Here is a 12,887-nt window from a genome sequence, read left to right on the forward strand (position 1 = left end):
CGCTGCCTGAAACGCTATATCGCCCGCGAAATCTACGAGCAGCTCCTGCACCCGCAGCCCGCCCCGGACGCCGGCGCCCTTCGGGCTCTCCGTAAAACCAAGAAGATCACGCTCCAGTCCGCCGCAGACAGTCTCCAGCTCTGGCCCACCAGGCTATCCCGGCTCGAACGCGGACTCACCCGCGACGACGTCTTGCACCAACGCTACGAAAACTGGCTCAACGAAACATTGACACCTATAGGAGCGACAAAATAGCGACTCCACGTGGGCCGAAGCCGTTACCGGCATGAAATGGTCTTTGCCTCAGAACCCGGCCTCGCGCACCGCGGCGATGGATCCCGAAACGAGGGCAATGCGCTGGTCCACGGTCGCGCCGCGTGGCGCCGAGACCTTCAGGCCGCGGTACAGGCAGCGGGGGCTGCCAGGCGTCTCAACGCTGGCGGCAACGGCAAACTCCCTGATCCGGTCCGCCGTCAGCAGGGAACCGGGCTCCAGCGGGGCGGGAGGCAGGTGGGTGTCGTCCCAGGCGCGGCCGAACCGCGTGTCCACTGGCGAGCATCCGGACAGCACGACGCCGGCTAGTACGCCCGCGTCGCCGGCGAGTTTAAGGTGGCGCACCGGGGCGGAGACGTCGCGCTGTTCAATCACCGAGCGGGCCCAGTTCACAGCAAGACCGACGCCGGCATCCGCTGCCAGGATCGCGTCTATCTCGGCTTCAACGGGAAGGAATCCCTTGATCAATGGTCCGCTGCCTGTCCCGGCGTCGCAGTGCTCCAGCACCGGCCGGGCGCCATCCCAGGCGTAGTCCGCCAGCTCCGCCAGCGACGCGACCAGTGCTCCAGCAGACATTCCGGCAGGCGCGCCGGGGGCCGGGCGGGGAGCACTGAACAGGTGGACCGACGTCACGGCCCGCCGCCCCAGGGTGTCATTGAGGCTGCGGACAGCTTCGGCGGCACGGAACACCGCGGCCAGGCCCGCGCGCCGCCCCTCCTCGTCCAGGGAAGCGATCCCAAAAGCCCGCTCTCGACTCAAACGGTGCATCGTGTCCGGGATGGTTGTGACGGTGAACGCCAGGTGCGGCGGCAGCTGCCGGACAGCCTCAAGGAACCAGCCGCCGTCGTACTGATTCAAGCCCCGCCCGTAGAACGGAAGCTCCAGGCCGGCGACGTGGGGGAGCGAGGCAGCGGCCGACAGGTAGGCGGCCTCGTCCGCGCGGTGCCAGGAATCGAGGGCAGGTGCTGCCGCGTAGGCACTCAGGATCAGCCCCGGCAAGGTAGCAGGCAAGGCAGCAACGGCCGCCGACACTGTCACACCCGCGCAACCACGGGATTGGCCAGTGTGCCGACGCCCCCGATTTCCACCGAAACCGTGTCACCCGGCTGCAGCTCCAACACCGATTCGTCGGCCGCGAACGGGGTCCCGGTCAGGATCACGTCGCCCGGGTACAGGGTCATGAACCGCGAACAGAACATCAGCAGTTCAGCCACGGAAAACACCATGCCGGCCGTGGACGATTCCTGGACCACGGCGCCGTTGACCCGGGTGAGAATGCTCAGCGACTGCAGGTCCGGCAGCTCGTCCAGCGTCACGAGCTCAGGTCCCAGCGGGCAGAAGGTGTCCAAGCTCTTGCCACGGGTGGACTGGACGTCGGCGGCTTGAAAGTCCCGCGCTGAGACGTCGTTCGCCACGGTGATGCCGGCGATTGCCTCCAGTGCCTCTTCCGCGCTGTGCGCGTCCTTCAGTACCCGGCCGACGACGACGGCGAGTTCGCCTTCGCAGACCACCGTTCCGGTCAGCGCGGGGTCCAGTACGATCGGCTGCCGGTCGCCTGCCAGGCTCCCGGGAAACTTGCCGAAGACGAGCGGAATGCGACCCGCGGCCCGCCGGTTCGGGGCAGTGCCTCCGGCGGACCCGGGAGTATCGGACCCGGGAGTATCGGCGCCGTGAGCATCGGACCCGGGAGTGTCCGGGGAGGGCCGGGGGACATCCGGCCAGTAGTTCTCGCCAATGCCTATCAGCTGGCCGGGGAGGCGCACTCCCGGGAGGGCATCGCACACGAGGTGCGGCCGGGCCGCCTGGGCTGCAACCAAAGTGAGCGGATAACGCGCCATTAGTGGCTCAGGTGGGATGCGTAGACGCGGAGCCTCGGGTGCTGGAACACCTCGTCCGGGGGTCCCTCCGCCACGATGCCGCCGTGTTCCATGAAGAACACCCGGTCTGCCACTTCGCGGGCGAATTTCATCTCATGGGTCACGATCACCATGGTCATGCCGGTTTTCGCCAGCTTCGCCATGATGTCCAGGACCTCGTTGACCAGCTCCGGGTCCAAAGCGGACGTGGGTTCGTCAAACAGGATTGCCTTGGGTTCCATCATGAGCGCGCGGCAGATTGCCACCCGCTGCTGCTGTCCGCCGGAGAGGTCCGCCGGGTAGGCGTCCGCTTTTTCCTCAAGGCCCACGGAGCGCAGCTTCTCCAGCGCCCGGGTTTCGGCTACCGCCCGCTTCTCGCGCTTGGAGATGACCGGACCCTCCAGCAGGTTCTCCAGGACGGTCCGGTGCGGCCACAGGTTGAACTGCTGGAAGACCATGGAGATCTCCCGCCGCAGCCACGTCAGCCGGAACTGGTCCAGGATGCCCAGCTTCCCGCGCGCGTTCGGCGTGTAGAACACCTGCCGGCCGTCCACGTGGATCCGCCCGGCGTCCGGGACTTCCAGCATGTTGATGCAGCGCAGGAGCGTGCTCTTGCCGGCCCCGCTGGGCCCGATGATGGCCACCACCTCGCCCGGCAGGATGCGCAGGTCCACATCCTTGAGCACTTCGCGGGAGCCGTAGCTCTTGGTCAATCCGGTGATGCTGATCATGCCATGCTCCCTACGGGCTCGCGGAGTGATTTGGTGGTGCCCATCTTCCGGCCGGTCTTCTTTTCGATGATTACCTGCAGGACCATCAGGAGGCTGGTCATGGCTAGGTACATCGCGGCAACGACGCCCAGGGTCTCCATGACGTTGTACGTGGAGTTGTAGGCTTTCTGGCCCTGGAGCATGAGGTCCGGGACGGTGATCACGGAAATCTGGGCCGACTCCTTGAGCATGATGATGCAGTTGTTGATGTACGGCGGAGTCATCAGGCGGATGCCCTCGGGGCCGGTGACGCGGAGGAACTTCTGCAGCGGGTTCATGCCCACCGAGTCGGCCGCCTCCAGGTGTCCGGTGTTGACGGACTTGAGCCCGGCCCTGATGATTTCCGAGAAGAACGACGCCGAGTTCAGGCTCATTGCGATCAGGCCCGCCGTGAAGGCGTCCAGGGTCAGTCCGAACGGCTTCGTGTAGTAGAAGAAAAACAGCGAAAGCATCAGCGGAAGGCCCCGGAAGAACCAGACGTACGCCGCTGCGAAAATCCGCAGTGCGCGGATCCGCGAGAGCCGCAGTGTGGCGATCACGTATCCCAGGACGGTGGCGCAGACGATGGCCGCGGCCACGATGCCCAGTGTTGTCAGGGCGCCGTTCAGGAAGATCGGGAAATATTCGGCTGCTACAGAGCCGGGCTCAGGGATGTTCATGGCGACAGTTACCCCGCCGGGATTTCGACCGTGAAGCCGAACCACTTCTGGTTCAGTTTTTCCAGGGTTCCGTCAGCCTTCAGTTCGGCGATGATCTTGTCCACCTTGGGCTTCATTTCGGTATCGCTCTTGGGAAGTCCGACGCCGGCGGGCTTGGTTCCGTACACCTCACCCACGATCTTCAGGTCCGCCGCGAGCGGGGAGTTTTTCATGAAGTTCTCCGCGGCGATACGGCCGGTGGCAAAGACGTCGATGCGTCCGGCGGCGACGTCGGCGAAGCCTTCAGGGGCGCCGGGATAAGCCTTGAGCTCGGTGAATCCGCCGATGCCCTTGACGTCCGATTCGGTGCCGGAGCCGCCGATGGCCCCCACTTTGAAGCCGTCCAGCTTGCTGACGTCCTGGACCGAGCTGTTGTTCTTGGACACCACTGCCACTGCGCCGTCGGCGAGATACGGTGCGGAGAAGGTGATGGACTGCTTGCGCGGTTCGGTCATGGTGAGGCCGGACATTACGGCGTCGAACTTTCCGCTGTTCAGCCCCGGGAGAAGTCCGGACAGCTGGCCTTCAACGAATTCCGCTTCCATGCCGAGCTTGTCGGCGATCATGGTGCCCACCTCGATATCGAAACCGGTGAGCTTGCCCCCTTCGGAGAAGGTGATGGGACGGAACGTACCGCTGGTGGCGATGGTGAACTTTTCTTTCGCTGCCGTGCCTGCGGAGGCGGTGCTACTGGCTGAGCAGCCGCTTGCAGCGAGGGCCAGAGCGGCCAGAGTGGCTACGACGGCGGCTTTGCTAGTGCGTGAAAACATGCGTTGCTTCCCACTTTCAGTGATCCAGGTGCCAGAGATGATTGCCTGACAGCTAAGACGCTATGGGTTCCGTGTGTCCGGGAATCGCTTGCTTCGTTTCCGAAATGTTAATTGTGAATTCTGTAGACAATTCTACAGTTTGGGACCTCTGGAGCCTAGCACTGGAGCCTGGTCGACAGGATCATCAGCAACGCTGCGGAGGCCCCAAAAGGAGGGGCGGGGAGCTCAGATATCCAGCTTCTCCAGCATGGCGGCGAAGTCCAGCGCGGTCAGCTCAGCGCCCGGCCCGGCCACTATTTGGACGGACAACGGCAGGCCTTCGGCGGACAATCCAACCGGCAGCGACACGGCCGGGCACCCGGTCAGCGTGACGGCACGGCAGTGCCCCATGATTTCCCAGCCTTCGGCCGAGTGGCCGTCGATGTCGAGGCGGCCGTCGGTATCGCCCGCGGGGCCTCCCGCCACCGGGAGCAGGGCGATGTCCACTGCCGCGATCTGTGTCAAGGCCGCGGAGCGCGCCGCATTGGCCGCCTGCCAGGCAATCTCCACGTCGGCGGCCGTGGCGGCGAGCGACGACTGGATGGTCTGGAGGTTGGCGGCGGTTACGCCGTCTTCGCGTCCCCTGACGGCCGCGGCATGGTCCGCCATGGGATCCACCGCCCGCAGCCGGTTATAGGGTGCCAGGCAGTCCGCGAACAGATCCGGTTGGCGCCGGACCGTGTGGCCTTCCGCCGCCAGTGCAGCGGCCAGGCGCTCCATCAGCGCCGTGACCTCCGCCCGGACGGGACCAAGGGCAGCCCCGTCGCTCCAGGCGATCCGGAACGCGCGTCCGGAACCCTCGGATGGCTCCGGGCGCTCGGAAGATTCCTGGCGCTCCGCGACGACGCGAGCCTCAGCCCCGGACATGAGGAGGAACGCCGTCCGCAGGTCGCGCACTGATCTGGCCATGGGGCCGATGGTCTGTAAGGAGCCCTGAATGCCGGGGCTGGCGGCGGGTACGGTTCCGTCCGCACCAAAATTGCCGCCGACGCCAGGAACCTGGCCATCCCCGGGAACCGAGCCCACACCGGGACGAAGCGCGGTGATTCCGACACACTGGGCAGGCCAGCGGAGGGAGCCGCCGAAATCGGTGCCGACGCCCAGTGCAGAAATGCCGGCGGCCAGCGACGCGGCCTCGCCTCCACTGGAGCCGCCCGGCGTGTTCGCGGGAAACCGCGGGTTGCCGGTCCTGCCCAGGAGCGGGCTGTCGCAGGTGACGCCGAAGGCGAACTCAGGGCAGTTGGTCTTGCCGATCAGGACCGCGTCCGCGGCCAGCAGGCGCTGGACGGCCGGCGCCGTCGTCGTCGCCACGGTGTCCGCAAACGCCTTGCTGGCACCCGTTATCGGAAGGCCCGCAACGGCGATCACGTCCTTGACGCTGAACGGTACGCCCGCCAGCGGCCCCAGGTCTTCGCCGGCTTGGCGGCGGCGGTCGACGGCGGCAGCTGCCCGGGCGGCACGGTCCCAGTCTTCGGTAATGAAAGCGTTCATGGCCCGTCCGGCGGGGGACTGGGCAAGTGTGCGGGCGGCGGCCAGGACATTGACCGCGGCCAGGGAACCGGCGCGGACAGCTTCCGCGATGGCCGTGGCGTCCAGCACGCTCCCGTTGAGCTCACCCAGCACTGATGCCGTCATCCCGCGATGCCTTCGACGGAAACGCCGGATTCCTGGCCCGCGGCCGGCTCCGCCGAGTTGCCCTGGCGCTCGAGGTAGTCCCGTTCGCCGTGTTCTTCGAATTCGCGGCGAATTCGCTCGGCGTCCCCGGACCGCAGGCACTCGAGCAGGGCGGCATGCCGGTCGCAGCCCTTGCTGAGGTCACCCTTGGTGCGGGCTTCGCTGATCACGTTGGCAGCCATGCACAGCTGCATCTGCAGCATCAGTGAGCGGTAGGCATCCGTCAGGCGGCGGTGGCCGGCAGCTTCCACAAGTGCGGTGTGGAAGTCGACGTTTGCCTGCACCACCGTGGCCTGGTCGCCTCGCTTGGCGGCCGCCCGCATGGTGGTCATGATCGGGTCCAGGGCCGAGTAGGCGGACGCGTCTTTCCTGGCGAGCAGGAGGTCCAGGGCGAACATTTCGAGCGCCCGGCGGAGTGAGTAGATCTCGTTGATGTCCGCCTCGGTCATTTCCACCACCCGGTAGCCCCGGCGGGGTGTCTGCTCCAGCAAACCCTCACTCTCCAGCATGCGCAGCGCCTCACGAAGCGGCGGCCGTGAGATGCCCAGGCGTTCGGCGAGGGGAGGTTCATTCAGTTTGTCGCCCGGAGCGAGTTCGCCGCTGACGATCAGCTTGCGGATCTCATGTGCTGCGAGTGAAACGAGGCTTTCCTGGACGATCATGATCCCAGACTACTGTCTACAGATTATCAATCGCTCCTAGAGCGGCAGGAGTTTACACAGCGTTTACACCGGGAGGCATTCTGTAAAAATGCCTACAGTATTCTTAAGCGCATTGTCGATGCGGAAGGTGCTGTTTCATGGGAGTCGCGGGAAATGGAGCGAGATCGGTCAGCCGTCGGTTCGCCTGGCTGGATCCGTTTATAGTGCTTTTGCTGCTCACGCTGGGTTCGGCGGCGGTGCTTCCGCCCCGCGGCGACGTGGGATCCCTCCTTGCCGCAGCCAGCGGTGTAGCGGTGGCCGTGCAGTTCTTCATCAGCGGCCTGCGCCTGTCCACGTCCGCGGTGGTTCAAGGACTCAAAGCGTGGCAACTCCATCTGGTCATTGCAGCCGCCTCCTTTGTTTTCTTTCCGCTGATGGGCCTCGGGGTGGCAGCGGGATCGTCCTGGTACCTGACCCATGAGCTGGTGGCCGGCCTGCTGTTCCTCACCATGCTCCCGACCGCCGTGCAAACGGCCATCGCATTCACGGGCATCGGGCGCGGCAATACCGCCGCGGCCGTGTGTGCGGCCTCCATCTCCAACCTGCTGGGGATAGTGGTGACGCCGCTGCTTGTGGCGCTGGCATTGGGTTCCTACAGCGGAATGAACCCCGCCTCGGCCGTGAAGATCGTGCTCCAGATCGTCCTTCCGTTCGTGCTGGGACAGCTGCTCAACCGGAGGCTGGGCGGCTGGGCCGCCAGGCGAGCCCTGCCCTTGAAGATCGTGGACCGCGGAGCCGTCCTGCTCGTGGTCTACGCTGCTTTCGGTGCTGCGGTGGCCAACGGGCTGTGGCAAAAACTGCCGCCCGCGCAGCTGGCCGTGACCGCAGGGCTCTGCGCGTTCATGCTGGCTGTGGCGTTGACGGCGACGTCCCTGGCGGCCCGGGCGATGCGCTTCTCGCGGGCGGACGCCACTGCCATCATGTTCTGCGGTTCCGAGAAGAGCCTCGCGACCGGCCTGCCGTTGTCAGCCATCCTGTTTCACGGGCCGCTGGCCGGTGTAGTGATCCTGCCGGTGATCATGTATCACGCCATGCAACTGGTGGTGTGCGCCGCTATCGCCCGGAGGGTAGCCCGCCGTCATGGGGCCGATCCGGGCACTTCGGCCGTCCGCAAACCGGCGGAGGTTTCCTGAGCCGGCCAGCCAAAGCGCGAACGGACACTTGCGGCCCTGAAGCAAAGCGCGAACGGACACTTGCGGCCCTGCCGTCCCCGCCGAGCCGCCGGACCGCTTACGCCCTGAGCACCCGCGGCCGGCCGAACTGCGTCCGGACGCCGGGGGAGAACAGCACCGAATCCGGCGGGCCCGCCACGTGCAGGCCGGCTGCGCCGATCAGCCCGTCCTCAAGCACCGTCAGCTCAGCCCGGTAGAGCGGCCACGGGGAATGCGTATTCGGGATGTAGAGCGTGCGGCCGCGAAAGCGGGAGTGCAGGCCGAACCTGGCTGTGAGGTGGATGGACAGCGGATCGGCCGCGACGTCGTCGAAGGCCGGAACAACAGCGAAGTCGCTCGTCGCCCCGCGCCGGAACCGGCGCACCGAATAGCCGGTGGACGGGCTGCCCGGATGCGCTGGCCGGAAGCGGGCGCGAGACCACACATACGGGATCCCGGCCGCGCGTGCGGCCAGCACCACCGCGAGCCGGTCAGCGTCCAGGCTGAGGAAAACCACGCCCCTGGTCCCGTCCGGTTCCCGCGAATACAGCCGGACGTTGACTTCGTTGAAGTCCCCGAAGTACGGCGCCGCCGGGCCGCGGCCAATACCTGCTTTCTGCATGCGGAACCCGATCAGCCCGACCCACGCAGAGCCGTCGAAAACGTCCGGCGCCACCCCGGCGGGCATGAACGCTGCCGCCTCCGCTTCGGGAATGCGCCAGTGCAGGAACACTGCATCGGTCCACCGCTGATCCATGATCACGGGGGAGGGCAGCTCCGGCGGATCGGGCCACGGGTCAGGGAATTCCATAGCGGACAAGGGATTCAGCTTTCAGTGGATGAACTCGAGGAGCCGGCGGAGGCTGCTGCGCCCGCGGGCTGTTTTTGCCAGGGCCAGCGCCCGGTGATTTCCAGTTCCAGCGAGAAGCTCAGGAAGGTCCGGATGAGCACGATGATCGCCAGCACGCCCACGCTCTCGAAGGTGGGCGTGACGGCCACCGTCCGGATGATGTCCGCCGCCACCAGCAGTTCGAGCCCCAGCAGGATCGAACGGCCCAGCAGTTGCCGGTAGGAGCGGTAGACCGAGAGCGGCTCTGAGCCCTCCGGCAGGCGTTTCGGCTGGAATCCACGCAGTGCCATGGGGATGGAGACGACGGCGCCGATCACCATGACGGCCACGCCGGCAAAGTCCATGAACCTGCCGACCGACTCGATAATGTGCTGAAAATCCACTGTTCCCCCTACTGCGCTGCGGACACGGAAAGAGCTGCGGACACGGAAAGGCCAGACTGCATCACGGGTGCCGGACGCCTTCGCCGGCCAAAATAGCGCGGTACCCTTCGCGGAAGGTTGGGTACGCTAACTCGAACCCCGTGCTGCGAAGCAGTGCATTGCTGCACCGTTTGTTGCCTCCGCGGGAGGGCTCACCGCCAGCGGAACCGCCTGTCCCGCTGCCACCACCACCAGCAGCACCGTCCGACGCCGGCAGCGGCAGTCCCAGCTCGTCGGCCAGGAAGCGCTGGACCTCGCCGAGCTCTGCAGGATCGTTGTCCACGCCGAGGTACACGGGGCCGGGCTCGGCGGCCATGGTGCAGAGGTGCACGATCGCCGCTGCTGCGTCGTCCCGGTGGATGCGGTTGGTGTAGCGCGGTTCTGCCGGCGACACGGCCAAACCGGACCGGACCTGGTCGATCAGCCGGGTCCGCCCGGGCCCGTATATGCCGCCCAGGCGAAGAATAACGGGAGTGATCCCGGTGGCGAGCAGCCGCTTCTGCAGCAGGTCCTCCGCCTCGCGGATGATGCGGCCGGAAAATCCGCCGGGTTCCGGCGTCGTGCCTTCATCCACCCAGCCCCCGCCGGCGTCGCCGTAAACGGCTGTGGAGGAGACGAACAACACGCGCCGGACCAGCGAGGGCAGCGCCACTGTGGGCAGCGCCCCGTCGTCGTGCTTCCGGTCGCGCTCCAGCGCATCCAGAACGTTCGACAGTCCGTCCACGTACGCGGACCGGTAGCCCTCTTCAGTGGGGGCGCCGGCCGCAATGGCGACGACGACGGCGGTGGTGCCCTCCGGGATGGGCGGCAGCGGCGGGGTGGTCAGGTCCGCTCGGACTCCTTCGATGGCGGCCGGAAGCTTGTCCGGGGACCGCCGCCAGCCCACCACACGGTGGCCGGCGGCCGCGAACCGCAGCCCGGCTTCAGTACCCAGATCGCCGCAGCCGGCCATAAGAACAGTCATACGGGCCAGTCTGCCAGAACGGCGCCCATGGCTCGGCCAGGGCCCCGGCAACTACGCCTAGGGCGCCGGAACCGGGAAGAACAGGCGCGGGTCCTGCAGCAGGGCCGGGTAGTCGAACGAGGAGCGTTCCACCACTTCGGTAACCTGGAAGTTCCGCGCGAAGCGGCCGTCCACCGTGATGGGCCGCCCCTGCACCTTGCCCACCGCAAACGTGGCACCGCCGTCGAAGGGGACTGCGATTGCCGTATTGCCGGGGAGCGTGCGGAAGGCCTCTTCCTGTTGCTGGCGCTTCCGGGTGGGCTTTTTCACAAGCTGCTTGGGAGGACGCTTCTTGGGGTTCTTGGCCGGGCGGCGGGCGGTGTCGTCCGCGTAAACGAACTCGTAGTCGTCGGCCTGGGCAGCGGCCTTCGCAGCGCGGCCCACTTCCGGAAGGCTGACGACGTCCAGCTTCTCAGGGCTGGTGTCGCCCACCTGGGCACGCAGGATCCACAGCCGGTCTCCGGCCGGGTCTTCGGGGAGGAACTCGTGCCGGGGTTCAGGCCAGACATACTCCAGGTCCGCCGGCGTTCCCGGGAAGAGCTCGCTGTAGAACCGGGGCTCCTTCTGCAGCAGCCGGGAGCGGTGGCTGAGGTGGAGGTCCGGCTCGCCCAGCCACGGCGGCATGGGGATCTTGGCCGCGTAGGCTGCGTGATCCGCCTGGGGTGCGAACTCCAGAATTTTGGCACGGGTGGTGTCCTCGCCGCCGCGCGCGATCCATTCATCAACCATGGCCAGGCCGTACATGGTAAGGGCGGGGACATGGCCCATCCACATGCGGATGGCCGGGTGCGACTGCCAGCCGTACTCCGGGATCACCAGCGCACGCAGGGTCTGCAGCGCCTCGACACGCTGCTTGCCGAGCCGGACGCGGTCCAGGACCGCGGCGCTCTGCTGGAAATCTGGATAGGGAAGGAAAGTCTGCATCCTTCAAGTGTGGAGGCGGCGGGGTCCCAGACCAAATGCCGGTGCGTCCGCCGCACCACCCCCGCCCGGCCGTTGATCGGGTAAGCTGTCAGCGGCTCGAGAAAAGTGCGGCGTAGTCTACTGGACCGTATGGTGAGACGCTGGAGACAACACGGTCACAATTTGACTAAGATGACCGCAAGCAAATCCCGCCTCAGCCACCCTCCGGAAGATACGACATGACACTTACCCAAGCAGTTCCGTTCACTCCGAAGTTCGGACAAATGCTGAGCCCGGAAGCCAATGGCGTCCTGGTGCTTGATGAGTTCACCCTTGATCCGGAAGCGGCCCGCAAGGAGCAGAACGGCTTCCGCGCCGCCCTTGGCTCTGTCGCTCTCACCCTTCGGCGCATCGTTGCCCTCCGCCTGTTCATCGCAGTGGTGGCCATCGCCAACCTGCCACTCTTCCTGCTGTCCACCGGATGGTGGATTTACGCCGTGTCCCTCACTGTTGTGGTCGGCGTGCATGCAGGCGTCTCCTGGCTGAACAAGCACGAACCGAAGGTCCGCCAGCGCCACTCGCTGGAGCTGCACCTGCATCGCGAACGCAGCGCCAACTACCGCAAGGTGCGCGACGCCGTGAAGTTCGTCATCGATTCGCCGGCCCGCATGAACGAGCACCTCTACCTGGAGCTCCTGGCCGCCAAGCGCGTTGCCCTGCACCTGCACATCGGCACCGTGGCCGTCCTGGACACCAGCGACGACTCCGCCTGGAAAGTACGGATCGTCCGCGAACTGCCGCAGGCCACCTACACGCACGCCAGCCTGAACTGAAACCATCTGAACTGACTTAAGAAACAACGACGCCGGAGCTCCCCGCCAAGGGGACGCTCCGGCGTCGTAGTTAAAGCGTCGTTGCCTAAACCTTAGGCAGGCAGCTGCAGGACCTGTCCTGCAAACACCAGGTCAGGATCCACGATGGTGTCCGTGTTGGCGTCGGCAAGGGTCTGCCAGCCGCCGGTGACGCCCAGCTTCTCCGCGATGGTGCTCAGGGTGTCGCCGGCCTCAACGGTGTAGGTTTCGCCGCTCAACGGAACCTGCGCGGCGTGGCGGGGTTCAGCCTGAACCGGCGCAACGGCCTGGACGGGAGCCTGCGCGGCCTGCACGGCGACTTCAGTGGGCGCCGCCGGAGTGACTGGAACGCTCGGGGCAGGTGCTCCGCCGCCGCCGCTCAGGCCCAGTTTTGCGGCGCAGGCAGGCCAGGCGCCCCAGCCCTGGCTGGCCTGGACGTTCTCGGCCACGGCGATCTGCTGCTCGCGGGTGGCGTCCGCAGCCGATCCGGTGCCGCCGAAGGCTGCCCAGGTGCTGGGGGTGAACTGCAGCCCGCCGCTGAAACCGTTGCCGGTGTTGATGCTCCAGTTGCCGCCGCTTTCACACTGGGCGAGTGCGTCCCAGGTGCTGGTGCTGGTGGCGGTGGGCACCGCCGCGTTGGCTGCGGTGGCGGAGAGTGCGAGGCCTGCCGCTGACACGGCGGCCAAAGTGACTCCGCGGCGTGCAGCGGTTCCCAGCTTGGATTTGCTCGTGCGGGTGTTCATGCGAGTGGAAGTGTTCATGGAAGTGGATGCTCCTGAGGGCCACCTGCGCTCGGTCCGTCCCCGGACGTTGTCGCGCCACTGCCCGCCCCTGACGAACTAGAGGTCATGTACGGTGTCTGCCGGCCGGGCAGTAACTGGTGGTGGCAGCACCGGGCATTCGTTGTCCCGCGTGGCGGGATTGCC

The 12,887-nt window shown here is 66.5% G+C and carries 14 protein-coding genes and 1 pseudogene; 3 read left to right on the forward strand and 12 right to left on the reverse strand.

Going from position 1 to position 12,887, the window contains the following annotated elements:
- Window positions 1-255 (forward strand): annotated as a pseudogene (locus tag WMN78_RS06320) (IS110 family transposase); the annotation flags it as partial.
- 48 nt (window positions 256-303) lie between these two features.
- Here WMN78_RS06320 and WMN78_RS06325 read toward each other — a convergent pair.
- From WMN78_RS06325 to WMN78_RS06355, 7 genes are all read right to left on the reverse strand, one after another.
- A complete protein-coding gene (locus WMN78_RS06325) occupies window positions 304-1,272 on the reverse strand; it encodes a DUF4862 family protein (protein ID WP_340532707.1) in 969 nt (322 codons plus the stop codon).
- Window positions 1,273-1,307: 35 nt separating this feature from the next.
- The gene (locus WMN78_RS06330) at window positions 1,308-2,111 is read right to left on the reverse strand and encodes a fumarylacetoacetate hydrolase family protein (RefSeq protein ID WP_340532708.1); all 804 of its coding nucleotides are present in this window, start codon (window positions 2,109-2,111) and stop codon (window positions 1,308-1,310) included.
- A complete protein-coding gene (locus WMN78_RS06335; RefSeq protein ID WP_340532709.1) occupies window positions 2,111-2,860 on the reverse strand; it encodes an amino acid ABC transporter ATP-binding protein in 750 nt (249 codons plus the stop codon). Before WMN78_RS06335 ends, WMN78_RS06330 begins: the two co-directional genes overlap by 1 nt.
- Complete coding sequence (locus tag WMN78_RS06340; protein WP_340532710.1) at window positions 2,857-3,558, reverse strand: amino acid ABC transporter permease; 702 nt, start codon at window positions 3,556-3,558, stop codon at window positions 2,857-2,859. The genes WMN78_RS06335 and WMN78_RS06340 overlap by 4 nt, the downstream gene beginning before the upstream one ends.
- An 8-nt stretch (window positions 3,559-3,566) precedes the next feature.
- Window positions 3,567-4,367, reverse strand: a complete 801-nt coding sequence (locus WMN78_RS06345) for a transporter substrate-binding domain-containing protein (protein WP_340532711.1) — start codon at window positions 4,365-4,367, stop codon at window positions 3,567-3,569.
- 225 nt (window positions 4,368-4,592) lie between these two features.
- Window positions 4,593-6,041, reverse strand: coding sequence for an amidase (locus WMN78_RS06350; protein WP_340532712.1), 1,449 nt, complete (start codon window positions 6,039-6,041; stop codon window positions 4,593-4,595).
- The gene (locus WMN78_RS06355; RefSeq protein ID WP_340532714.1) at window positions 6,038-6,742 is read right to left on the reverse strand and encodes a GntR family transcriptional regulator; all 705 of its coding nucleotides are present in this window, start codon (window positions 6,740-6,742) and stop codon (window positions 6,038-6,040) included. The genes WMN78_RS06350 and WMN78_RS06355 overlap by 4 nt, the downstream gene beginning before the upstream one ends.
- Before the next feature lie 203 nt (window positions 6,743-6,945).
- Between WMN78_RS06355 and WMN78_RS06360 the strand changes: the two genes are divergently transcribed.
- Window positions 6,946-7,914, forward strand: coding sequence for a bile acid:sodium symporter family protein (locus WMN78_RS06360; RefSeq protein ID WP_340532715.1), 969 nt, complete (start codon window positions 6,946-6,948; stop codon window positions 7,912-7,914).
- 97 nt (window positions 7,915-8,011) lie between these two features.
- Here the strand turns inward: WMN78_RS06360 and WMN78_RS06365 are convergent, their stop codons facing one another.
- From WMN78_RS06365 to WMN78_RS06380, 4 genes are all read right to left on the reverse strand, one after another.
- Entirely contained in the window at window positions 8,012-8,743 is a 732-nt protein-coding gene (locus tag WMN78_RS06365) for a DUF2071 domain-containing protein (protein WP_340532716.1), read from the reverse strand.
- 14 nt (window positions 8,744-8,757) lie between these two features.
- Window positions 8,758-9,165 (reverse strand): DUF1622 domain-containing protein, encoded by a 408-nt coding sequence (locus WMN78_RS06370; RefSeq protein ID WP_340532717.1) that lies wholly within the window; start codon window positions 9,163-9,165, stop codon window positions 8,758-8,760.
- A 61-nt stretch (window positions 9,166-9,226) separates the two neighbouring features.
- A complete protein-coding gene (locus WMN78_RS06375; RefSeq protein WP_340532718.1) occupies window positions 9,227-10,168 on the reverse strand; it encodes an NAD-dependent epimerase/dehydratase family protein in 942 nt (313 codons plus the stop codon).
- A 57-nt stretch (window positions 10,169-10,225) separates the two neighbouring features.
- Complete coding sequence (locus WMN78_RS06380; protein WP_340532719.1) at window positions 10,226-11,131, reverse strand: MSMEG_6728 family protein; 906 nt, start codon at window positions 11,129-11,131, stop codon at window positions 10,226-10,228.
- A gap of 218 nt (window positions 11,132-11,349) precedes the next feature.
- Here WMN78_RS06380 and WMN78_RS06385 point away from each other — a divergent pair, with 218 nt between their 5' ends.
- Complete coding sequence (locus WMN78_RS06385; RefSeq protein ID WP_340532720.1) at window positions 11,350-11,943, forward strand: hypothetical protein; 594 nt, start codon at window positions 11,350-11,352, stop codon at window positions 11,941-11,943.
- A gap of 92 nt (window positions 11,944-12,035) precedes the next feature.
- Here WMN78_RS06385 and WMN78_RS06390 read toward each other — a convergent pair whose 3' ends face one another.
- Window positions 12,036-12,722 carry a transglycosylase family protein gene (locus tag WMN78_RS06390; protein ID WP_340532721.1) on the reverse strand — a complete coding sequence of 229 codons (687 nt, stop codon included), beginning with the start codon at window positions 12,720-12,722 and terminating at the stop codon, window positions 12,036-12,038.
- Window positions 12,723-12,887 lie beyond the last annotated feature (165 nt).

Origin of the sequence: Arthrobacter oryzae (genome assembly GCF_037911235.1) — a bacterium.
GTDB classification, from domain to species: domain Bacteria; phylum Actinomycetota; class Actinomycetes; order Actinomycetales; family Micrococcaceae; genus Arthrobacter; species Arthrobacter oryzae_E.

Bases quoted from the DNA above. Each gene is read 5' to 3' on its own strand.
- WMN78_RS06335 (WP_340532709.1), bottom strand. From the start codon at position 2,860: ATGATCAGCATCACCGGATTGACCAAGAGCTACGGCTCCCGCGAAGTG.
- WMN78_RS06390 (WP_340532721.1), bottom strand. From the start codon at position 12,722: ATGAACACTTCCACTCGCATGAACACCCGCACGAGCAAATCCAAGCTG.
- WMN78_RS06350 (WP_340532712.1), bottom strand. From the start codon at position 6,041: ATGACGGCATCAGTGCTGGGTGAGCTCAACGGGAGCGTGCTGGACGCC.
- WMN78_RS06345 (WP_340532711.1), bottom strand. From the start codon at position 4,367: ATGTTTTCACGCACTAGCAAAGCCGCCGTCGTAGCCACTCTGGCCGCT.
- WMN78_RS06330 (WP_340532708.1), bottom strand. From the start codon at position 2,111: ATGGCGCGTTATCCGCTCACTTTGGTTGCAGCCCAGGCGGCCCGGCCG.
- WMN78_RS06340 (WP_340532710.1), bottom strand. From the start codon at position 3,558: ATGAACATCCCTGAGCCCGGCTCTGTAGCAGCCGAATATTTCCCGATC.
- WMN78_RS06355 (WP_340532714.1), bottom strand. From the start codon at position 6,742: ATGATCGTCCAGGAAAGCCTCGTTTCACTCGCAGCACATGAGATCCGC.
- WMN78_RS06380 (WP_340532719.1), bottom strand. From the start codon at position 11,131: ATGCAGACTTTCCTTCCCTATCCAGATTTCCAGCAGAGCGCCGCGGTC.
- WMN78_RS06385 (WP_340532720.1), top strand. From the start codon at position 11,350: ATGACACTTACCCAAGCAGTTCCGTTCACTCCGAAGTTCGGACAAATG.
- WMN78_RS06365 (WP_340532716.1), bottom strand. From the start codon at position 8,743: ATGGAATTCCCTGACCCGTGGCCCGATCCGCCGGAGCTGCCCTCCCCC.
- WMN78_RS06375 (WP_340532718.1), bottom strand. From the start codon at position 10,168: ATGACTGTTCTTATGGCCGGCTGCGGCGATCTGGGTACTGAAGCCGGG.